A 22996-nucleotide genomic window follows, 5' to 3' on the forward strand; every position below is an offset into this window, starting at 1 on the left:
TCGATGATTGTTACTAAGCAATAGGAAGTGTGCCTACACTTCCACGCCCTGTTTTTCTGGGCTGAGAACTTTAGTACTATCTGTTTTCCCGACTAGATCTTGAGCGGCATGATAGTACTGATAATACTTGTTGTAACCAGAATGTTGATTTTCAACGCGGTTGATCGCCAGACCCAATACTGGAGTTCTTAGGGATGAAATGATATCGATACCGCGATCGATAATTTGTTTTTGAGCGACATTCAAGCTGACGATGTAGACTAGTCCATCCACCAAGCTCGATAGTAATCGCGTATCGCTGACCCCAACAATTGGTGGCGTATCAAAAATGATATAATCATATTCTTTACGCCATTCTTCCATCAATTTCAGTAATCGTGGTGAGTTAAATAACACGATCGAGCTGACAGTTTGTCTGCCAGAGAACATCACATCTAAGTTAGAAGTTGAACTTGTTTTGATTAAATCTTTCCAGTTCTGATTGCCTACAATGGCATCGCTCAAACCATCCTCACTCTCACATTCTTCGCGTTTGAATAGTGGTGAGTTCGCGCACAAATGTGCGATCGAAGATTTGTGCAGATCCGCGTCGATGAGTAGTACCCGATAACCTAACTCGGCCAGGGTGTTACTAGTATGGAAAGTAATCGTCGATTTACCTTCTTTTGGCAGCGAAGAAGTCATCGCGATAATTTTACCTGGTAGCTTATCTTCTCGATTCTCAGCAATCGAGGCAGCACCAACTGATGTCAATCCAATCCCCAACGCTAGCGTGCGGATTGATTCAATAAAACTCCAATAAGAATAATCTTTATTCTTACCTTTAGATGTTTGTAAAAAGGTACTACCGCGCGTTGAGGAAGAATGTTCCAAATCATCCACCCTGGGAATTAAGGACAAAATGGGCATCCCAGTCATCACTTTCACACTATCGGGATTGTCAACTCGATTATCGAGTTTGTTCAAACCATACGATACAAAAATTCCAGCCAAGATACTTCCGATCGCTCCCAAGCCCATTTGGCGGGGAACATCAGGTGAAACTGGCGAGCGAGGAAGTTCTGGGGGATCTAATAATTTCCACGGTACGACTTGTTCGGCATTAACAATTTTCAACTCTTGAACTTTTTGCTTGAATGCCGTCAATTCTTGGGAAGCAATTTGGTACTCCCTTTGCATTTCAGTATATTGTTTTTGCAATCCTGGTAATTGGCCAATTTGGGTTTGGACTTGTTGATAGACTGCTTCCAAACTTTGCGATTGAGCTGTTTGGGCTACTAACCTAGTTTCAAGTTCAGCTTGTTTATTGGCGAGATTTTGTGCGAGATTATTCCCAAAGTTAGCAATGCTACCTTGAGTTAGTTCGCTATCGGCGACTTGCCGTTTGAGCACTTGCTGCGCGCGATTTCTCAATAAGACTAACACGGCATCACGTTTTTCTTTCAATGCCACAATTAGCGGATTTTCGGGACTAAAGCGAACGCTTTCTTGATTGTATTTTAGTTCTAGTTCCCGGAGTTGAGTAAACAAGCCTTGGTAGCCACTATCTTGAGTCAACATGGTTGTACTCAGATTAGCGTTGGATGCCAACCCGACGTTCGCAAGTTGTTTCTTTAATTCTTCGTACTCCTTTTGGGTTTGGTAATAAGTCGAGCGAGATTCATTAATCTTGGCAACGATACTTTGACGATAACCATCCAAGGCACCAGCAGAAGTCGCTGGATCTACAAATCGATACTTAATCCGAAATTGCTCGATCTGGGAAGCAGAAGCATCTAATCGTTTTTGTGAACCAGGTAATTGGGTCTCGATAAATTCGATCGAGTTATTCGTCCGCGCTTTCTTGTTAGTAATACTATACTCAATATAAACTTTGCTCAACGCGTTGAGCACAGCCACAATTTCTTGAGGGGAAAGCGATACGTAGCTAACCGTTAAAACATTACTATCTGGCTTGGACTGAATCGCCAAACCTTGTAAAACTTGAGCCAGCGGTGGCCGCAATTTTGGATCGGGAATCGACAAAATTGCTTTTTCGATCATACTTTTACTTCTGAGCGATTGGGTAATCGTCTCGATCGCGATCACCCGATCTTCAGACTGCCCATTACCAGAAGCTTCACCAGCCAATTTTTCAGCAACACTGTTACTAGAGCTGGATTTTAAATCGATCGCGATTTGCACCGCCGATCTGTAGATCCGGACTTGCTTCCAAGTCACATAACCGACTGTCCCCAACATCAAGGCCGTGGTGAGCAGGGACGCATACCAATATTTACGCAAGCCATTCAGGATGGCACCCACACCCATCCCGTCTTCTTGCCGTGGTTCAGAGAACCCATTTGGACGAGGTTTCACTGACTCTGGGGACTGCATTAGTCTGGGAGGATTAAACTCAGGAAAGCTCTCTTTCATGTTGGAATATTGATAGAACAGGTGGGCAATGAACCGCCAAATGGCTGAAGTAATCGAGCTAGAATAGTCGTATCATAAAAAGTATGCCGATTTGACTAGACACAAGGATATATCGTGTCAGTAAGTGCGGCCAAATAATTTTACTATCTATTAATAGTTAACACCATCGGTAAATATAAAAATACCCAGTATGTCGATGTATTGGCATACTGGGTATCTGAGATTGACTAGCAACCAATGCCAATATGCTGAAAACCGGCTGCGGTCAACATTGCTGGAGATAGAAAATTCCGACAATCGACGACGATCGCCGAACGCATTAGTTTAGCTAAGTGCTGGTAATTGATATCTTGAAACTCAGACCATTCTGTCATTAATACAATAGCATCACTATCGGTTGCTAAGGTTTGTGGACTATCGACCAGATTAACATTAGCTAAGTAGGGATGTGGTAAAGATTCAGACGAAACAATCGGGTCATATGCTTTAACCTTAGCACCCAACTCGATTAATATCTGGATTATATCAAGAGCGGGTGCATCGCGCAAATCATCAGTATCGGGTTTGAAAGTCAAACCGAGTAAACCAATGGTTTTGCCTTTGAGAATTTTCAGAGAGTTTTGGAGTTTTTGAATCACTAGTGTCCGCTGCTGTTGATTGACACTGACCGCCGCTTTGAGTAGTCGAGCATCGTAGCCATAATCAGCACCAGTATGAATGAGTGCGGCTAAATCTTTCGGAAAACAAGATCCGCCCCAACCAATGCCAGCATTTAAGAATTTGTTGCCGATGCGCGAGTCGAGACCGATACCTTTAGATACCTGAGTGACATCGGCACCCACGCGCTCGCAAATATTCGCAATCTCATTGATAAAGCTAATTTTGGTGGCTAAGAACGCGTTGGCAGCGTACTTGATCATCTCTGCCGAACCCAAATCGGTAGTCAAGACCGATACTGGCGGTAGATCGGCATGTTCGCCATGTTGGCGATCGATAATCGGTTTGTATAACTCTAACATCAGATCGATCGCTTGTTGATTGTTGCTCCCCAGCACGATCCGATCGGGATTGAGGGTATCGTAGATGGCCGAACCTTCTCGCAAAAATTCGGGATTGCTCACGACATCAAATTTAGGGTCGAAGGCTGGTTCGGCGGGGCGGCGCTCGCCAGCACCAACCAGACTCGGTTGTTGTTGGCGTTCGGCCACCCCGTCCAACACTAGCATCTTGACCCAATCGCCAGAACCGATCGGCACTGTAGACTTGTTGACGATGACTTTATAATCGCCATTGAGATGTTTACCGATCCCTTTAGCAACAGCCTCGACATATTGGGTATCGCTAGAGCCATTGGGCAATGGTGGCGTGCCGACGGCGATAAATAAGACTTCGCCATGCTCGACGCCAGCAGCCAGATCGGTAGTAAACTGCAATCGATTGGTAGCCATCGCCGATCGCATGATGTCGGCCAAGCCTGGTTCGTAAATTGGCGATTGCCCTGATTTCATCATAGCGACTTTTTCAGGATTGTTATCGACGCAAATGACATCATGACCGATGTGGGCCAGACAGGCTCCCGTTACCAAACCAACGTAACCAGTTCCGATAGTACAAACACGCATTTTTAATTGACCCCCAAGATGATTGTTCTGAACTTAATAAATACTTGAATTGAAAATCGATCGAGTGTGAAACATCGGGCAATCGCGATCTTCAGTGCTAGTGAGATCGTCACATTCGCTATTTCCACAGTGCAACTCGTCTGTCTAAATTGCTAAACGTTGTTTAAATTCAGCAATTGTCTCCGTCAATCCCGTATCGAGCGAAATTGTCGGTTGCCAGTTCAAGAGCGTTTTTGCCTTGGTAATATCTGGCTTCCGCTTTCTGGGATCGTCTTGAGGCAATGGTTTAAAGCTAATTTCCTGCCCAGGATTGAGCCTGTCGCGAATTTTTTCGGCGAGTTGCAAGATGGTGTATTCTTCAGGATTGCCGAGATTGATCGGGCCAGTATGGTCGCCATTCATCAATTTTATCAAGCCATCAACTAGATCCGTCACATAACAAAAGCTGCGGGTTTGGTGGCCTTCACCATAGACAGTCAATGGTTTACCCTGTAAAGATTGGGCGATAAAATTGCTGACGACCCGACCATCATTTTCTAACATTCTCGGCCCGTAGGTGTTGAAGATCCGTGCGACCCGAATTTCGACTTTGTGTTGACGATGATAGTCAAAACTCAGTGTTTCGGCAATCCGCTTGCCTTCGTCATAACAAGATCTGATCCCGATCGTATTCACATTTCCATGATATTCTTCCGGCTGAGGATGGACGTCCGGATCGCCATAAACTTCGGAAGTGGATGCCAGTAGAAATCTGGCCTTAGTACGTTTGGCCAGTCCGAGCATATTTGACGTGCCCAGATAACTGACTTTCGTTGTTTTGATCGGATTGGCTTGATAGTGAACTGGCGAGGCCGGACAGGCAAGATGATAAATTTGGTCTACTTCTAAGCGAATTGGCTCGGTAATATCATGGCGGATCGCCTCAAAGTTGGGATGACCGAGCCATTTCTGGATATTGTTTTTGGTTCCAGTATAAAAATTATCCAAGCAAATTACTTCGTGTTGCTCTTTCATCAGGCGATCGAGCAAATGAGAACCAATAAACCCCGCACCACCGGTCACTAGAATTCGCATAATTTAGAATTTGATTAAGTTTAATTTTGGCTAAAAAAGTTTAATGGTAGTGTTTTTAGTATTATTCCTTAAAATTGAGAGATCGGCAACTTTGATGCCCTGTGGTCTAAATGTGCGATTGCGATCGAGATCACCAGTCCTCGATCGCTACAGGTGATTTTTCACAAAAGCGTAGCATTATTTCTATCGATCTCTAAACAGTCAATTTACCGAATTTAGTAATATTGAAACTAGCGATGTGTTAGTTCGCAATCACGATCGTCGGTTTCAAGCTCGGCAACTGTAGATCGCTAAATACGTTGCCATAGCTGAATAGTACCATCTGCGCCACCAATGGCGATCGTTTGATTTTGCTGCGAGATGGCCACTGACATCACCGAGCGGCCCGGATCGCCTTTGAGGATGCTTCTGGCCTTATCGCGAAATTGGCGATCTTCGCCGCGATACCAGACCTTGGCTTTGCCATCGACACTGCCGGTAATCAAATATTGACCGTCAGGACTAAAGACACAAGCATTAATTTGCCCGGCGTGGGCTTTAATTGTCTGTACTTGATCGATTTGGGATGGGAGACCGTGATCGTCGATGTGAGGTAGCTGCCACAAGACCACATAGCCATTGACGGTACCTGCGGCGATCGTCTGCCCGTCGGGGTCGATCGCCAGGGAACCGATACAATGTTTATTCGCGGTTGACTCGACAACCGCTGCTCCCGTTGCTAACGACCAGATCTTGATGGTGCCATCATCGCCAGTACTCACAAAAAATTTACCACTAGCACTCAAGGAAATCGCCGCAATCGGTTCGAGATCGACAATTGTGGTTTGCACCGCGCCTGCTGGTAAGTGCCACAGGACGATCGTCCGATCAAAACTACCGCTGACGAGAGTTTTACCATCGGGACTAATTGCCAGCGATCGCACGGAGGATTGGTGTTGAGTGAGATTTTGGATCCAAGTGCCACTTTCTAGATTCCACAGCGAGATCGTTTCATCCCAACTGCCGCTCGCCAGCAGCTTACCATCGGGACTGACAGCGAGGGCGAATACCCCCTTGAGACTATCGGTGAAAGTATGTACGAGTTTGCCGACCTCAACTTGCCACAATTTAATCGTCTTATCGAAACTACCACTCACCAACCTGGTGCCATCGGGTGTAAAGCTCAGACACCGCACCCAATCGCCGTGAGCCTCGATCGTTTGCTGAAGGTGCCACGTTGGTTTAGACCACAAATCGCCGCTTAATTCTCCCGAGACCATGTTTTCTGGGAGCAATAACTCACTAGACATCAAGTCTTCGGAAATCATCTCTAACAGCGGTGTAATATCGACTTCTGGCTCATCGGCAACTGCGGGGATCGATGTAGCAGCAATTCGAGTTGGTACGGCTGGCTCGATCCCCACCTGTTGAGATACTTCCATCAAATGACGTTCTAGATACTCGACCCGATCGTTGAGCGCATTAGCTTCGAGCAAATCGACAACATCTTTGAGACTGCCCTCGACGCCACTGACATGATCTTGCATCGACTGCATTAATTGTTTGTGCTGGTCGAATTTTTGCTCTAAAGCAGTCACCTCTTGGTGTTTTGCTGCCACTAGTGCCGCTGGTTCGGATTTACTCGCCGCCATTGTCTGTTTGACCAGAGCCGTCGCAAAACTGCGGGCTTGAGCGATTTCTTGCTGGAGGACTTCACCTTGTTGCTGGAGTTCGCGATCGAGCTTACGTTCCAATGTCCGCTCGTGTAAGCGGATATTTTGGTACGCGCGCCATCGATTGATCGCATTGAGGATCAGACTAATCAGCATCGGGACTACTGCATAGATCCAGGTTGAAGATGCGGCAGCGGCGATCGCCCCGACTACGGCGATGGAAATCGCCAGGTATTCACTCAGGTCTAACCAATGGAGCTGTGACATTACAATATATCGGTTATGAGTATAAATAACGATCGTCTGACCTAATTGCTCGCTCATGATGCCACAAACAGAGACAGTGCGGCAAGTAAATCTTCGTAATCGCCAGTTGTGTCGCAAGACCGACAGCCGAAAATTAGCGATTTGCAAGGCTTTGGGGCCAATGAAGCTCGGTTGATTTCGTGTTATCTTATCGTTAAAGATAAAGCTGCTAATTTTCACAATAGTAATCTAAATGCTCCAGTTTAACTGACATGAGAATTGCTAATAGCCATCCAAAGTATTTGCTATGTATATTTGGCTACGCGCTACGTTATGCTGTAGCTATAATTGGTTGAGGATCGATACATCCCGCTTGCCATTATTTAAGATCTCCTCCAGCATCAACCATTTCCCGAACTGTGCCACCCTTTCACCACCATAGCCATTCATGATTCCTGATTGCGACTTGCGCCTCGATCTCTGTGCCGATCCCGACAACGCTAGCGATAAACCTGAAGAAGCTTGTGGGGTGTTTGGAATCTATGCCCCCGGACAAGAAGTTGCGAAGCTGACCTACTTTGGCTTGTATGCGCTTCAACATCGCGGTCAAGAATCGGCGGGCATTGCCACCTTTGATGGCAACCAAATGCACGAACATCGGGATATGGGCTTGGTCTCTCATGTTTTCAATCCAGAGATTTTACAAGAGCTGTCAGGGCAACTGGCGATCGGGCATACTCGCTACTCAACGACGGGATCTAGTCGCCGTTGCAATGCGCAACCAGTAATTGTCGAAACTAAATTGGGGAATCTTGCCCTAGCACATAATGGCAACCTAGTCAATACCGCTCAGTTGCATGAATATCTACTGGCACGAGGGTGCGAGCCGAGCACGACGATCGATTCCGAAATGATTGCGTTGATAATTCGCGAAGAAGTGAACGCGGGCAAAGGGTGGGTAGAGGCAACCATTAGTGCCTGTAAACAATGCGTTGGAGCATTCAGTCTGACGATCGCCACTCCCGATGGGGTGATGGCGATCCGCGACCCCCATGGCATTCGTCCCTTGGTATTGGGCTTCATGCCCGATCGTGTGGGTCACTATGTGGTTGCTTCGGAAACTTGCGCCCTAGATATTATTGGTGCCGAATACGAGCGCGATGTTAAACCTGGCGAATTGCTGTGGATCGACGCTGAGGGCGTTACCGCGATCGATTGGGCGACCAAAGTGCAGCCGAAGCTGTGTATTTTTGAGATGATTTACTTTGCCCGTCCCGATAGTTGGGTACACGACGAGAGTTTATACAGCTACCGAATGCGACTGGGCAAACAATTGGCGAAGGAATCTTTTCATGATGCGGATATCGTCATCGGCGTGCCTGATTCGGGCATTCCGGCGGCGATTGGCTTTTCAGAGGCATCGGGCATTCCCTATGCCGAAGGCTTGATCAAAAACCGCTATGTGGGGCGGACATTCATTCAACCCACCCAAGAGATGCGCGAAGCCGGGATTCGGATGAAATTGAATCCGCTCCGAGACGTATTGAAGGGAAAACGAGTGATTGTCATTGATGACTCGATCGTGCGCGGCACGACTAGTCGGAAACTGGTTAAAGCACTCCGAGACGCGGGAGCGACCGAAATCCACATGCGGATTTCCTCGCCACCAGTGACGCATCCTTGCTTCTATGGGATCGATACCGATACCCAGGATCAATTAATTGCGGCCACGAAGTCGGTTGCAGAAATTGCCGAACAGATTGGAGTCGATACGCTGGCATATCTATCTTGGGAAGGGATGTTATCTGCGACCGAGCGCGATCCGAATAATTTCTGTTCGGCTTGTTTTACTGGCGATTACCCAGTGGAAATTCCTGATGGTGTCAAGAAGTCCAAGCTGATGTTGGAGCTGGGTGCCAGAGGCTAGGTTTAATTGATAGTTGATAATTGATAATTGATAGTCAACGTCAGTACAGTCGCCAGCTTACTCCGATCCCGAACTCACGTTCGTTAGGTATTGTCAAGGATTCATGGACAAAAAGCAGCCTGATGGCTGCTTTTTTCGATTGGAGTGAATCTAATCGATCTATTTATTTGGTTGGGGAGTCATCCGCAGATAAGGCTTGAGTTCGGTGATGCCCTTGGGAAACTTCACTTTAGCTTCCTCGGTCGAGATGGTGGGTACGACTACACAATCGCCACCATCAACCCAGTTGGCCGGAGTTGCCACACTGTAGTTATCCGTCAGTTGGAGCGAATCAATGACCCGTAAGATCTCATCAAAATTGCGGCCAGTGCTCGGCGGATAAGTGATTGTCAGCCGGAGCTTTTTATTGGGATCGATAATAAATACCGAACGGACAGTCACCATCGCATTCGCATTCGGGTGAATCATGTCATACAAGTCAGAGACTTTTTTGTCTGGATCGGCAATAATCGGATAGTTTAGTGCCGAACCTTGGGTTTCAAGGATATCCCCAACCCAGCCGTTATGAGAGTCTACATCATCGACACTCAGGGCGATCGGTTTAACGTTACGCTTGTCAAATTCTGGTTTTAGTTTGGCGACTTCGCCAAGTTCGGTCGTACAAACTGGAGTGAAATCTTTAGGGTGCGAAAATAGAATCACCCAACTAGTGCCAGCCCATTCAAAGAAGTCGATCGTGCCCTGGGTCGTAGCTTGGGTGAAGTTGGGTACGGTGTCCCCTAATCTTAACTGCATAATCTATCTAAATAGGTGAAAGTGGATAGGAGCAACTTTCGATGGTGACACGAATTTACCCCTATCTGATCGCACTATACATGTTTATTTACGATCGCGTCGGCAGTGTTGCCGGCGATCGTCATTTGTCAATTGGCTTACACGCGGACGATTTCTTCGGCATAGCGGTAGGTGGTTTCACCCGCAGCATTGACCCGCACCCGCTCGATTTTGGCTCCCAGGTTGCGCATTTTGGCTTCGAGGCAATCGTAACCGCGATCGAGGTGATGGAGGTCTTGAATCGTCGTTTTACCATGAGCGGCTAAACCCGCCAGGACTAGTGCGGCTGAAGCGCGCAGATCGGTGGCGGTGACAGTCGCACCAGATAACAACGGTACGCCTTCGACGATCGCATGATTGCCTTTAACCCTAATATTGGCACCCATCCGCTTGAGTTCGGCCACATGTTGGAGTCGATTTTCAAATACAGTTTCGGTAATGACGCTGTTGCCTTCACTCACTGCGAGCATCGCCATAAATTGGGCTTGCATATCGGTCGGAAAAGCGGGATAAGGCAGCGTCTCGATATCCGTCCCTTTGAGGGTACCCGTGGGAATAACCCGCAGGCGATCTGGCGCATCCATGACTACTTTGGCACCAATCTGCTCTAACTTGGCGATCGCCGCCGTGAGATGATCGGGAATCACTGGATACATACTAATTTCGGAATTGGTAATCGCCCCAGCGACAAGGAAGGTCGCGGCTTCGACTCGATCGGCAATAATACTATAATCAGCCTCGTGCAACTTATCGACACCGACGATCGCAATTCGATCGGTACCCGCACCCGTAATCTGCGCGCCCATCGCAATACAGAAATTGGCCAGATCGACAACTTCCGGTTCCTTGGCCGCGTTCTCTAAGATCGTCTCACCTTCAGCTAGCGTCGCCGCCATCATCAAGGTTTCGGTCGCGCCGACACTTGGGTAATCCAGATAGATTTTCGCCCCTTGCAGGCGTTTATTCGACCCAGCCAAATAAGCATTGACAATCCCATGCTCGATTTCCACATGGGCACCCATTGCCTGTAACCCGCGTACGTGTAATTCGATCGGTCTAGCACCGATCGAGCAACCTCCGGGCATCGGTACTTTCGCCACTCCCAATCGTGCCAAAATCGGCCCGATCGCAAAAAAAGCTGCTCGCAACTTGGAAACTAATTCAAACGGTGGTGTGTAACAGTTAAAACCAGTCGTATCAAAATCTAAGACTTCGCCGTTCCGTTGAATTTTGACGCCTAATGCCTCGATAATCTGGCACATTTTATCGACATCTACTAGCCCCGGAATATTTTGGAGGCGGCAACCGGTCGAGCACAGCAAGGCTCCAGCCATAACAACCAAGGCGGAATTTTTCGCGCCACTGATTTTTACTTCTCCAGAGAGCGGGTGTTGACCCCAGATGTGAATGACTGGCTTATCTGTGGCTAACATAGTTTGGGTGGTGGTGATGCTACTGATAGGTTTTTCCTCCAAATTGCAAGAGATTGCGGTCGGATTACTTATTTTTGCTTAGATTCTACAGGAAGTTAGGTAATAAATCTGATCGATTTTCAGTAATTAGACATGAATTCGATCGCCATCAGTAAGATTTGTTACCATTTTTGCCAGTGGGGAACTCGATTAGACAGGTTTGGCATTTGACAACAATGCAAACATCACCACAGCTTCGCCAATTAGCGATGGTTGCATTTACCAGCGGTACGACCGAATACTGACTGGTTTACTAACTACTTGTATAATTCCCGGTTCCCAGCAGTTTATGTTTACACCGGACAATTTTGTTCGGATCGCGGCTGCTGGACGATCGAGAAATTGTTAATTGATACTAACAGGGATCGCGAGTTGCCAGTTCGCGATCCCTGTTGTGCAGCAGCATGAATAGCACAGCAGTCTTGGTTGTGGGGGTCAGAATGAACCGACTCACACAACCAAGACTGCTGGGTAAACAAGCAATCTGAAGATAAGTTCAGCACAGTTGCTGAATTTACACCATCGACATTAGGAAGACTTTTCCCTACTGGCTGACTCCACCGGCTCAGCTTTGTGATGAAACCGAATCCCCAAAAAGATGTCATAAACAAAGTGCAGAAAATCTTTACCCTGCAATAACCCCAGCGATTGATGGCACCCCTTTGATTCGAGCAAAGGCTTGGTAGCCTGATACGCAGCTTGATACTTGTACCACGGAATCGATGGCCATAGATGATGAATCAAGTGATAATTTTGGCCGAAAATCAAGATGTTTAAAATAGGGCCAGGATAGACGCGAGCATTTTTCCAGCGATTGCGATCTTTGAATGGGCGATGTGGTAGATAGTCGAAAAATAATCCCAGTGCTAATCCGACAACCAGTGCAGGCGAAAACCAAAAATCAAAGATGTATGCTGTAAAACCATGTTGACAAGCATAATAAATTACCAGCCCCACGAATAACCTGCTGAGGAACCATTCTAGTAGCTCGTATTTGCGCCACAGTTTGCGCTGAAAGAAGTAAATCTCATGATAAAAAAATCTGGCAGCAATTAGCCAGAGTGGGCCACCTGTGGAAACGAAATGATCGGGATCGTTATCGGGATCGTTAACGTTGGCATGGTGCTGGATGTGGACGCGGGTAAATACGGGAAATGCAAACCCTAGCATCAAGGCACTCACATGACCCATAATGGCATTCGCCACCCGATCGGGATGAGCGGCATTATGAGAAGCATCATGAATGACCGTCCCTGCCATATGTAAAGCCAAGACATTGAAGCCGAAGCAACACCAACCTGGTAGCTGCCATTGCCAATAGCCGATCGTGGAAATCGTCACTAGAGCAATCGCGCCAAAGAACATGAAGACATTGGGATTCAAGTCATCAGGCGGTCCCAAAAATTCCCTAGGGACTCTGAGGGGCTGCTGCACCTCCGACATTAGATTTTTGCTCCTTTAAACATGGGATTAAGCTTTGCTTTCGTAGTATACGCTAATCCCAGCCGATGATAAAGATTTGTGAAATTTTTTAATGTAGTGTAAATGTCGCGATCGCCCCGAAAGCCGTAATCAAACAGTAAGCGATCTCGATTTGCAGCAATACTACGATTGGAGTAGTCGATCGCGCCCACCGAAGCAAAGCCGCTCCCCGTCGCAGAATCGCAATTACACTCTCTCCAAATTAATAACCCTAACTAATCGATTTAGCACAAAAGCTGAGGATTTATTATCTGTCACAAATTATCAAAAATAACTGATTTCCAACCACTGCCAGACTTGCACGTCAACATCTGGCAGCCATGAATATTTAGGTAAATTCTCAGCTATGGGCAACCCGAGGCTCGAACTCGGAACCAACGGATTAAGAGTCCGAACTCAGATGATACTCTGAGCAGGTTACAGGAGTTGGTGATAATTTTTAACCCAATCCTACCCCAATTGCTAAATGTTATTTGTCTATATTCTAGTTGTGATAATGCCATAATATTTAGTACTACTTATTTTTGTTTGAACTGCTTGTAACAGTCCATCGATTCTCCTAGCGGAGACGCTACGCGAACGTTCTAGCCCCTGCCTTTGCTGGTGGGGGCTATTTCGATCTATTCTGCAAACATTTCACCCAAAGCCATTAAAACAGCCTTACCTGTATCAATGTCGATCGTTCCCAATTTCTTGAGTAACCGATCCTTGGATACCGATCGGATTTGATCCAAGGCTACGAAACCGTCTTTATCATCAAAACTAACCGGAATCCTACTTGGGTACTTTTTGCCGCTGGTAGTCATGGGTGCAACGATTACCGTTGCTAAATTACTGTTAATCTCGTCTGGTGATATTACCAAACAAGGGCGAGTCTTGTGGATCTCACTGCCAACAGTAGGATCGAGCTTGACCAAAAAGACATCGAATCTTTCTACCAGTTCCATTCTGTCTCATCCCATGAGTTTTTAACTTCGAGTGGTTCGAGTTCATCACCATCACTAGCCATTTGAGCAAAAGCATCATTCCACCCCACTCGCGGTTTAGTTGCGGCTGTGATCACGATTTGATTATCTCTCACCTCGATTTCGATATTCTCCTTAATCCCGCTCAGTTCTAGCATGGCTTTGGGTAGTCGGATTCCCTGTGAGTTCCCAACCTGCACTATTCGGCTTTTTACTGTTTTAGTCATCTGCTTTATTTGCTGTTGGTTACATTGTACCCTAGTAGCTCGTTCGGTGTGGATTTTTCCCAGTCATCTAAATTGTGGTGAATCGATTCATAGTCTTCAATCAGTTTAACTACCAACATCAATAGGGCTGTTTCCTCTGAAGTGCGATCGCTCCGTTTGTGCATTAACATCTGAGCCACAGCTAGAAACCGATCGTATTCTTCCTCAGTCTCGATTACCTTGGGGCTGATATCGGCTGTATCCAATAGATCTAGATATTTTTTCTTATCAACAGTAGTCGTCATTTTTCCAATTCTCCTTATCGTATTCTGCGTGAGTTAGAAAATATTTGTAGTAGATTAGCTGGTCTTCATAGTCGATCGATACTATCAATCGGTACTTATTACCTTTGATCGACCCGCGACTTTGACAGCCCAATCACCTAAGCCCAAGTCTTTAGCAGCTTGAAGCCCATGTTCTATCTGTTTGGTGCGAGTATCGATATTCTCTTTCTTCTGAGCTTCAGTAGCAGTCTGGAGTTTCTGGACAGGTTCTCGATCGTCAATACCCCTTAATCAAGCCCTAATTAATTAGTTTCATCCTGATACTTATCACGACAGGTTGGATACATAGTCAGTAGCCACACCCCCGAAACAGCCATGTACACCGTCGCCTCACTCAAGGCAGAGCATAAAACCTTAGTCGCCGCCAAGACAGCACATAAGGTTAAAGCCGCTAGCTGGCAAGCTCTCGCCAATAAACTAAATAAGCCATCTCCAGCCAAAGCTTTAGCAATAGCCGAACTCAAGGCAGCTATTTATCAACGCTTTTCCGTAGACAGCACTCCTGCTCTCCGTAAATCTAAGAATTTTGAGATGGCCACTGACGGCATAGGTAGCCTAAACTTCTCAATCAAAGAAACCTGGGAAAAACTTTACCGCCAGTGTATAGGTGTTTTGCCAAACGAATCTTTAGAGGAAGGCGAGAACTGCATCAATGGCGTGGATATCTTCAAGTACTTCCGGCCATGGCAAGTGTTTGGCTTAAATGGGAAAACCGCAACTGCTGCGGATATCAAAGCGTCTTACCGTAACCTCTCCAAAGTTTAGCACCCCGATAATCACAAAACTGGTAACGCGGCGATATTCGATCGCATCAACACCATGTACCAAAGCATCAGTGCGAGAGCTTAGTCATGGCAAAAAATAAATTTGATATCACCGCCGAAGAACTAGCAAAAGGTCTAGGCATCAGTTTGGTGCGTCTTTATGAAGTCGTAGATTTCTTTGATGCTGACTCCAAAGATGAGTGGGAACTGAAAGAGGGAGAGCATTTTGTTTGGCTGATAAAAAATGCCAAAACCCGTACCTTTTCAGAGTTTGGTGCATTTGCGATCGCCAAGTATTTAGAAGATACTCAGCCTCAAAATATTTGGGATAGATTCAAAGAATTCCTTTTTCAGTACAAAGCTAAGTTGCGACGAGCCTTCATTCGTAAGCAAGTCTTAAACAACTGCTCTTCCCTCACTATTCACAATGGTCGAATATATCTTTCTAAGTCAGATTCAGTAAGCATTCTGATGACCAGTCATGCCAGAATCAATAAAGCTTTTGAAGCTTTGTTAATCTCAGATCCCTCGCTAGAAAAAGGACTTGATTTTAATGATTTTGAAGACAAAAGATTTTATAGTCTCCGAGGGTTTGAAACAATATGCCACTTACTCAGTAAAGAACTGACATTGAAAGATCGACGAGAATGGTGCAAAGAAGTGACAATTGCTGGGCCAGAAGTAATGCAAAAACTGATGGATGCTGAGATGGCCTTCGAGAGCAAGGTTGAAGCAGCTAAAAAAGCTGTTAGGAAAAAAGATGGCGATCGGTGTCAAGCTACTGGGCAAAAGGATAGCCCAGCACAACGCATGACGGTGAATGTTCATCATATTTTTTGTCGTCAGCATTATCCTGATATCGCAGCTTCTCAAGACAACCTCGTTACCCTGAACAAAGTAGTTCATGATAATTTCCATTCATGGAATGGCAAAGTACCATGTACAGCCGATCGGCTAATCGAGTTCCTGGCTATTCACCACCCAGAAGCTGAAACTCTCACACTGAGGCTACACTATACGAATAAGGTGTATCAGCACATCAAGACCAAAAGCTTGGTAGCCGCCAAATAAGGAGTTGCTACAGGATAGTCCTCAACTGCTGAGCAATTCGCAGCTATCAGTTTCGATTTCACAGCCCACTTACAACAAGCTCCAAGCTGGGTTAAAACTCGCTTGGCAGTATTTTGGCGTTGTCTTCAGATTCAGGTAGTCCCTGACCGCTACAGCATCATCTAGCGTTAAGTCTGGAAACCGATCGATATAAACTGATACCCGACCTGCCTATGAGTAGAAACTCAAAAACCCCGCACATGGCGAGGTCTGAGGGGATGGGTAACCCGAGGCTCGAACTCGGAACCAACGGATTAAGAGTCCGATGCTCTACCATTGAGCTAGTTACCCTGGTAATTTCTCCTATTTTAGCACCAAACCAATTACCAATTATTAATATGAAGCTCTGAAGTTGGTCAACCTCATCTATGATGGAGACTACAGCTAAGTTTGGGCGCGCTCGATCGCAATTTATGCTACTTCAGTTTCGCGAAGTATGATGGCCGAGAAATGCCTTGACCATAAACGATTTGAGGCCATCGAGGCGATCCGAGACGCGCTGTCTCTACAAGTTTGCCTGTCAAATATCACACTCGATCACCCGTCATCACTGCGTCATCAACAGTTAGCGATCGTCAATTCCAAGATCGGCGTTAACAGCGGCTAGCAACAGTCGAAGCTCTAAAATCGCTTGAATTTGCTAGATTCGGTCTCATCTACGTTTCCGCCCTTAGGGTAACATCTTTCACTAACCAGTCCGCTACATCTGATCTGCTTATGAATTACTCTGCAACTGCCCGTAAGTCTTTCGTTGTTACTACGCCACTGTATTATGCAAATGATATTCCCCATATCGGTCATGCCTATACGACGATGGCCGCAGACGCGATCGCCAGATGGCAGCGACTCAAGTACCGAGATGTCCTATTAATTACTGGTACGGACGAGCACGGCCAAAAAATCGAGCGGACGGCACTGGCAGCAGGGGTCGATCCCCAACTCTATTGCGATCGGATCGCCGCCAAATTTGACTCGCTGTGGAGCAAGCTGGACATTCGCTATGACAGATTTAGTCGGACGACAGCACCCAATCATCAGCTAATTGTCAAAGATTTTTTCCAGCGGGCTTGGGATGGCGGGGATATTTACAAAGGCACCCAACAAGGTTGGTACTGTGTTTCCTGTGAGGAATTTAAGGAGGAACGAGATCTCTTAGCAGATAAACACTGTCCGTTACATCCGAGCAAACAAGTCGAATGGCGCGACGAAACTAATTACTTTTTTAGACTGTCTAAATATCAAACCCAACTAGAGGCTTTATACGCCGAGCGTCCCGATTTTATTCTGCCCAATAGTCGGCGCAATGAGGTCTTAAAGTTTGTTGCCCAAGGTTTGCAAGATTTCTCAATTTCTCGCGTGAATGTCGATTGGGGTATCCCATTTCCAGCCGATCCCCAGCAAACAATTTATGTCTGGTTTGATGCGCTAGTGGGATATATTACTGCCTTGCTCGATCCCGATGTCGAGCCGACTTTGGAAAATGCTTTGCAGCAGCGGTGGCCGATTAATGTCCATTTAATCGGTAAAGATATTCTTCGCTTTCATGCTGTATATTGGCCGGCGATGTTAATGTCGGCGGGATTGCCATTACCCGATCGAGTATTTGCTCACGGTTACTTTACTAAAGATGGTAAAAAAATCAGCAAAAGTGAAGGCAATGCGATCGATCCGGTCGAATTAGTCGATCGCTATGGTGCCGAACCATTACGTTACTATTTTCTCAAAGGGATCGAATTCGGCCAGGATGGAGATTTTAATGAAACGCGCTTTGCGGAAATTGTCAATGCCGATCTGGCTAATAATTTGGGGAACTTAGTCAACCGGACTTTAAATATGGCTAAAAAGTATTGCCAAGGACTAGTACCAAATTGCCATGCTGAAGATATCGATCCGAATCATCCCCTGAAAACAATTGGTCGAGAACTCGGGGCAAAAGTCAGTCTGGCGTACGAAAATTTAGCCTTCAAAGATGCCTGTGAAGCGATTATCGACTTAGCCCACGCCAGTAATAAATACATCGACGATCTGGCTCCTTGGGCATTATTCAAGCAAGATAAACAGGCAGAATTAGCTGAGGTTTTGTATGCAGCCCTGGAGTCAGCTCGACTTTGTGCTTATCTCTTATCGCCGATCGTCCCTAAAATCAGTACGGATATCTATCATCAGTTAGGATTAGAGGTGGACTTCGATCGAGTTTGTAACATCACAAACAACGCTACAGTAGATCCAGAGGGTTTAAAATTACCGAGTGACTGGGAACGTCACCAAGAATGGGGGATTCTGACAGCCAATAGTCTGCTGGGCGAACCCAAGCCAATTTTTGCCAAGCTAGAATTAACAAATGGTAGTGGAGGTTAACGTAGGTTTAAATATGACGATCGATCATTGAGAAGACGACTGCTAGTTAGCTCAAATATATAAAACAACTTTTAAAACCGTCATTTTTTCTCAAATTTAAAATCACAAATTTCCATAATGATGAATACTTTCAACCATGATGAAAATTCGATATTTTCAGCACAGCAAGTCTTGGAAAATCGGGGCAGAGTGGCAATTTTTGTCGATGGGTCTAACTTGTTTTATGCAGCATTGCAATTAAATATCGAAATCGATTACACCAAACTTTTAGCTCGGCTGACTGGTGGTTCGCGCCTATTGCGTTCGTTCTTTTATACTGGCGTCGATCGCACTAATGAGAAGCAACAAGGGTTTCTGCTGTGGATGAGGCGTAATGGTTATCGCGTGATTGCCAAAGATTTGGTGCAATTACCTGACGGTTCTAAAAAGGCCAATCTGGATGTGGAAATTGCCGTTGATATGATGGCTTTAGTGGGGTCTTACGATACCGCAGTGCTAGTCAGTGGTGATGGCGATCTCGCATACGCTGTCGATGCAGTGAGCTATCGTGGGGTACGCGTTGAAGTCGTCAGCTTGCGATCGATGACCAGCGATAGTTTGATCAATGTCTCCGATCGCTACATCGATCTGGAAAATGTCAAAGAAGAGATTCAAAAAACACCCAGAAGCAGTAGTAATATTCTATCTGTCACTCCTGACATCTGGACTTAACTTGAGGGAATAATTGCGATTTTCGCTTGTCTGTGTCGATGTGCTACCGCGCTAGCTGAAGCCAGCAATCGCTGTGGCACTATCCAGCTAAATTACACGTCAATTAGCTGGATGGTGCCACCAGCAGGGAGAAAATTCAAGATCGATCGCATAGTTGTGCTAAGCATGAAAGTATACCGCTGGGTGGGGACGATCTCGATGATCGCAATATTGGGAATTAGCGGTTGTCGTCAGTCGCCACCGCCACAACCAACCCCAAAGCCTTCAGCGATCGAAGCAAAGCTAGAACTAGACAATCTGAGCTTCGAGCAAGTCGATAATCAAGGTAAGCTGCTGTGGAAAGTCCGCGCCCAGCATGGTGTCTATACTCCCGATCGCAAACGCGCTAATGTTACCAAGTTAGTGGGCGATCTGTATCAAGACGGTAAAATTATCATGCACATTACCGCCAATACAGGGGAAGTCGAACAAGCCGGCGAAAAAGTAATTTTGCGTGGTGATGTCGTCACTAAAGAAATTCGCAATCAACTAGTTTTGAGCGGACAAGAAGTTGAGTGGCAACCAAAATTAGATTTACTCACTATTCGTAATCGCGTCCAAGCCAATCAACCCAAATTTCAAGTTAATGCCAACGAAGGCAAATATCTCAGCCGCAAACAACAACTCGATCTCACCGGTAAGATCACCGCTACATCTACCACGCCCCAATTGGCCATCCAGACAGAGCATCTCACCTGGCTAGTTAAAGATCGCCAAATTATTGGCGATCGCCCCACCCAGATCCAACGTTATCGCAGCAATCGCATTACCGATCGAGCGACCGCTAATAGCTTCTCTAGCGCACTCGATCGTCAAATTATTAATTTGCAGCGTCAAGTCCAATTGAATGCCACCGATCCGCTAATTCAGGTCAATGGTGAATCATTCTCTTGGGATCTCCAGCGAGAACTAGTCACAGCCGATCGACCCTTGAAGATCGTGCACGACCGCGAGGGTGTCACTTTTACGGCCGACGCTGGCCAATTAGACCTCAACGGATCGATCGCGACCCTGACCGGAAATGCCACTGGCATCGCCACCCGCAACCAAGCCCAGCTCCGCAGCGATCGTTTAATCTGGCAGATCGCTTCCCAACAACTAGTTGGAACTGGTAATGTAGTCTATCAACAGACCGCGCCCACGCTAAAATTCACTGGTACTCGTGGCGTCGGTAAACTTCAAGACCAGTCGATCGTGATTAGCAGTGACGGCAAACGTCGAGTTCAGACAGACTTTATCCCCCAGTAATAGCATCGTTCCCCCCGATCGATAACCGATTTCAATTAACTCATCTTTTCCCTTATCCCCACGCCCTCATCCTTACCAATAAGTGTCTCAGCCTATATCTAAACAACAGCTCAAACAACATCGTCGCCACTTACAACGACAACGACGCCATCGATCGATCCAATCGCTATGGCGATTTAGCTGCATGAGTGGGATCTTTGCTGGCTCGATCTGGGCGATCTGTCAAATCGATTGGACGATCTCCAAACCAGAGCAAGTCCGCATCGAAGGCAATCAATATCTCAGCGACACTACCATCCGATCGATGTTGGCAATTTCCTATCCGAAATCGATCGTGGAGTTGGGCACGGAGCAGTTGACAACCAGATCGATCGAGCGTGGTTTCGCGATCGATGCGCGGATCGATCGAGGATTATTTCCGCCGCATCTGACTGTGCAGATCCAGGACTTTCCACCAGTAGCGCGGCTCGTCCGCGATCCGACGAGCGAATCACAGCTATATATCGACGAACGCGGCCTAGAGTTACCACTTGCTAGCTACCGCCACAGCGTATCGCAATCTTTGCCGACCTTGCAGTTGCGATTGCCCGCTCAAGGTGCCTGTCCGCAGTGGGTGCAACTTTATCGTGCTGTGCGAACTAGTCCCGTCGCGATCGGCGTTATCGATTGTCGCGATCCGCAAAATTTAAGTTTACAAACTGAAATTGGCAAAATTAGACTCGGCGCAATCGGCGATTTAGCTCGGCTCACCAGCCAAATCCAACAACTCGATCGACTTCGGGATTGGCAAAAACTTACGCGAGATCGGGATGTTGACGGACTGGACTTGGAAAATCCAGATTTTCCTAAGCTACAACTCAAGCAGCCTGTAACCGTTCCTGCTAAACTTGACTTGAAACCAGATCGCCCGTAACTCTTTCAAAGCATCACACTACATCAATAGTATGCTCACGATAACATTTGAAGGCTAAAGTTATTATTCTATACTTCGTATATTCTAGCTCAGCGATTGTCTACCTGCCGAGTCAGCATCCCGTCCTTGGACATGAATTAAGATCGCGTTTGCCAAATGACACACAAATCGCATACATTACATGTCTAAGTAATCTCAAAAAATATCGATAATGCGGGTTACTATGCTTTAAAAGGTTTAAAAAATAACTAGCGCATGAATAATTCTAGTCCACTTTCCTATCCAGGATTTAAAAACCACTCACTTCGAGATGGTTACAGCCCAAGGGATGAACAAATGTCTGATGGTATCACTTTTAGCAGTGCGGCTCGCATCAAAGTTATTGGTGTTGGCGGTGGTGGCAGTAATGCGGTCAATCGGATGATTGCCAGCGATATCGAAGGCATCGAATTTTGGACGATGAACACCGACGCGCAAGCGTTATCGCACTCCGATGCGACGCGGCGGATTCAATTAGGCCAAAAACTGACTCGTGGACTCGGTGCTGGTGGCAACCCTGCTATCGGCCAAAAAGCGGCAGAAGAATCTCGTGAGGAAATCGCGCATGCTCTGGAAGGAGCAGATCTGGTTTTTATCACGGCTGGCATGGGAGGTGGAACTGGAACTGGCGCAGCCCGCATCGTTGCGGAAGTAGCTAAGGAAATGGGTGCTTTGACTGTCGGGGTGGTAACGCGTCCCTTTACATTTGAAGGACGGCGTCGTACCAACCAGGCAGAAGAAGGCATTAGCGGTCTGCAAAGTCAGGTTGACACCTTGATTATCATTCCAAATGATAAACTTTTACAGGCAATCAACGAGCAGACCCCAGTTCAAGAAGCATTCCGAATTGCGGATGACGTGCTGCGATCGGGCGTTCAAGGCATCTCTGATATTATCACGATTCCTGGACTGATCAATGTTGACTTTGCTGATGTCCGCACGGTGATGGCTGATGCTGGCTCGGCACTGATGGGTATTGGCGAAGGCTCTGGCAAATCGCGGGCGCGGGAAGCGGCCATCCAAGCGATCACTTCCCCACTCCTAGAATCCTCGATCGAGGGTGCTCGCGGTGTCGTCCTCAATATCACAGGGGGTTCCGATATGACCCTGATCGAAGTCAATACCGCTGCGGAGACGATCTACGAGGTCGTAGATCCCAATGCGAATATTATCTTTGGTGCGGTAATCGATCCTCAGATGCAGGGTGAAATGCGGATTACCGTCATTGCAACTGGATTCACCGGTGAAATTGCGGAGCCGAATAGCCGACCACGGACAGCTAGCACCACTCCACGGACGGCAGCTACACCATCAGATCGAGATCGCAAACAACAGCCAGGAACAGTTGGTAACGACAGTTTCCCAAAACCTCAGCCACCACATAATCCTGGGAATGTCGGTGCCGATCTACCTGCTTTTTTGCAAAATCGTCGTCCTAAATAGCCGTTGTTGGCGCGACTTTCCTTGATGAGGTAGCAGTCACTCAATCCTTTGGGTTGCTGCTACGGATTTGGGGGTGTGGGGAGGGGAAAGGGATTATGTTAGGGGAAGGAAACCAAAAAAAAAAAATTTTTT

The 22996-nt window shown here is 46.6% G+C and carries 18 protein-coding genes, 1 tRNA gene and 1 pseudogene; 8 read left to right on the forward strand and 12 right to left on the reverse strand.

Annotation, left to right across the window (positions count from 1 at the left end; genetic code table 11):
- Positions 1–33: 33 nt before the first annotated feature.
- The 4 genes from RMO27_RS23225 to RMO27_RS23240 all read right to left on the reverse strand — a co-directional run bounded on the left by RMO27_RS23225 (position 34) and on the right by RMO27_RS23240 (position 7087).
- On the reverse strand, positions 34–2415 hold the full coding sequence (locus tag RMO27_RS23225; RefSeq protein ID WP_309736907.1) for a polysaccharide biosynthesis tyrosine autokinase: 2382 nt from the start codon (positions 2413–2415) through the stop codon (positions 34–36).
- Between the two features lie 227 nt (positions 2416–2642).
- Positions 2643–4037: a UDP-glucose/GDP-mannose dehydrogenase family protein gene (locus RMO27_RS23230; RefSeq protein ID WP_309736908.1), complete on the reverse strand. Its 1395-nt coding sequence runs from the start codon at positions 4035–4037 to the stop codon at positions 2643–2645.
- 144 nt (positions 4038–4181) lie between these two features.
- Positions 4182–5111 carry an SDR family oxidoreductase gene (locus RMO27_RS23235; protein ID WP_309736909.1) on the reverse strand — a complete coding sequence of 310 codons (930 nt, stop codon included), beginning with the start codon at positions 5109–5111 and terminating at the stop codon, positions 4182–4184.
- 290 nt (positions 5112–5401) lie between these two features.
- A complete protein-coding gene (locus RMO27_RS23240) occupies positions 5402–7087 on the reverse strand; it encodes a hypothetical protein (protein WP_309736910.1) in 1686 nt (561 codons plus the stop codon).
- 370 nt (positions 7088–7457) lie between these two features.
- Here RMO27_RS23240 and purF point away from each other — a divergent pair, with 370 nt between their 5' ends.
- Positions 7458–8936 (forward strand): amidophosphoribosyltransferase, encoded by a 1479-nt coding sequence (purF, locus tag RMO27_RS23245; RefSeq protein ID WP_309736911.1) that lies wholly within the window; start codon positions 7458–7460, stop codon positions 8934–8936.
- A 159-nt stretch (positions 8937–9095) separates the two neighbouring features.
- Here the strand turns inward: purF and RMO27_RS23250 are convergent, their stop codons facing one another.
- From RMO27_RS23250 to RMO27_RS23280, 7 genes and pseudogenes are all read right to left on the reverse strand, one after another.
- Positions 9096–9731 (reverse strand): peroxiredoxin, encoded by a 636-nt coding sequence (locus tag RMO27_RS23250; protein ID WP_309736912.1) that lies wholly within the window; start codon positions 9729–9731, stop codon positions 9096–9098.
- 137 nt (positions 9732–9868) lie between these two features.
- Positions 9869–11203 carry a UDP-N-acetylglucosamine 1-carboxyvinyltransferase gene (murA, locus tag RMO27_RS23255; protein WP_309736913.1) on the reverse strand — a complete coding sequence of 445 codons (1335 nt, stop codon included), beginning with the start codon at positions 11201–11203 and terminating at the stop codon, positions 9869–9871.
- A 567-nt stretch (positions 11204–11770) separates the two neighbouring features.
- A complete protein-coding gene (crtR, locus tag RMO27_RS23260) occupies positions 11771–12685 on the reverse strand; it encodes a beta-carotene hydroxylase (protein ID WP_309736914.1) in 915 nt (304 codons plus the stop codon).
- A 659-nt stretch (positions 12686–13344) separates the two neighbouring features.
- Positions 13345–13671 (reverse strand): type II toxin-antitoxin system PemK/MazF family toxin, encoded by a 327-nt coding sequence (locus tag RMO27_RS23265; protein WP_309736915.1) that lies wholly within the window; start codon positions 13669–13671, stop codon positions 13345–13347.
- Complete coding sequence (locus tag RMO27_RS23270) at positions 13659–13916, reverse strand: AbrB/MazE/SpoVT family DNA-binding domain-containing protein (protein WP_309736916.1); 258 nt, start codon at positions 13914–13916, stop codon at positions 13659–13661. Before RMO27_RS23270 ends, RMO27_RS23265 begins: the two co-directional genes overlap by 13 nt.
- A gap of 5 nt (positions 13917–13921) precedes the next feature.
- Positions 13922–14200, reverse strand: coding sequence for a hypothetical protein (locus RMO27_RS23275; protein WP_309736917.1), 279 nt, complete (start codon positions 14198–14200; stop codon positions 13922–13924).
- A pseudogene (locus tag RMO27_RS23280) lies at positions 14184–14312 on the reverse strand (type II toxin-antitoxin system HigB family toxin); the annotation flags it as partial. The pseudogene RMO27_RS23280 and the gene RMO27_RS23275, both read right to left, overlap by 17 nt.
- Before the next feature lie 242 nt (positions 14313–14554).
- Here RMO27_RS23280 and RMO27_RS23285 point away from each other — a divergent pair.
- Positions 14555–15004, forward strand: coding sequence for a J domain-containing protein (locus RMO27_RS23285; protein ID WP_309736919.1), 450 nt, complete (start codon positions 14555–14557; stop codon positions 15002–15004).
- Positions 15005–15090: 86 nt separating this feature from the next.
- A complete protein-coding gene (locus RMO27_RS23290) occupies positions 15091–16074 on the forward strand; it encodes a hypothetical protein (RefSeq protein WP_309736920.1) in 984 nt (327 codons plus the stop codon).
- A gap of 258 nt (positions 16075–16332) precedes the next feature.
- On the opposite strand, the gene RMO27_RS23295 is transcribed toward RMO27_RS23290, so the two are convergent.
- A tRNA-Lys gene (locus tag RMO27_RS23295) sits at positions 16333–16404 on the reverse strand.
- Positions 16405–16830: 426 nt separating this feature from the next.
- Here RMO27_RS23295 and metG point away from each other — a divergent pair.
- The 5 genes from metG to ftsZ all read left to right on the forward strand — a co-directional run bounded on the left by metG (position 16831) and on the right by ftsZ (position 22864).
- Positions 16831–18471: a methionine--tRNA ligase gene (metG, locus tag RMO27_RS23300; protein ID WP_309736921.1), complete on the forward strand. Its 1641-nt coding sequence runs from the start codon at positions 16831–16833 to the stop codon at positions 18469–18471.
- A 117-nt stretch (positions 18472–18588) separates the two neighbouring features.
- Positions 18589–19182 carry an NYN domain-containing protein gene (locus RMO27_RS23305; RefSeq protein ID WP_309736922.1) on the forward strand — a complete coding sequence of 198 codons (594 nt, stop codon included), beginning with the start codon at positions 18589–18591 and terminating at the stop codon, positions 19180–19182.
- 165 nt (positions 19183–19347) lie between these two features.
- Entirely contained in the window at positions 19348–20469 is a 1122-nt protein-coding gene (lptC, locus tag RMO27_RS23310) for an LPS export ABC transporter periplasmic protein LptC (RefSeq protein WP_309736923.1), read from the forward strand.
- 82 nt (positions 20470–20551) lie between these two features.
- The gene (locus tag RMO27_RS23315) at positions 20552–21382 is read left to right on the forward strand and encodes an FtsQ-type POTRA domain-containing protein (RefSeq protein ID WP_309736924.1); all 831 of its coding nucleotides are present in this window, start codon (positions 20552–20554) and stop codon (positions 21380–21382) included.
- A 255-nt stretch (positions 21383–21637) separates the two neighbouring features.
- Positions 21638–22864: a cell division protein FtsZ gene (gene ftsZ, locus RMO27_RS23320; RefSeq protein ID WP_396133792.1), complete on the forward strand. Its 1227-nt coding sequence runs from the start codon at positions 21638–21640 to the stop codon at positions 22862–22864.
- Positions 22865–22996 lie beyond the last annotated feature (132 nt).

It is taken from the genome of Chamaesiphon sp. OTE_75_metabat_556 (assembly GCF_031378165.1).
In the GTDB taxonomy this organism is placed as follows: Bacteria; Cyanobacteriota; Cyanobacteriia; order Cyanobacteriales; family Chamaesiphonaceae; genus Chamaesiphon.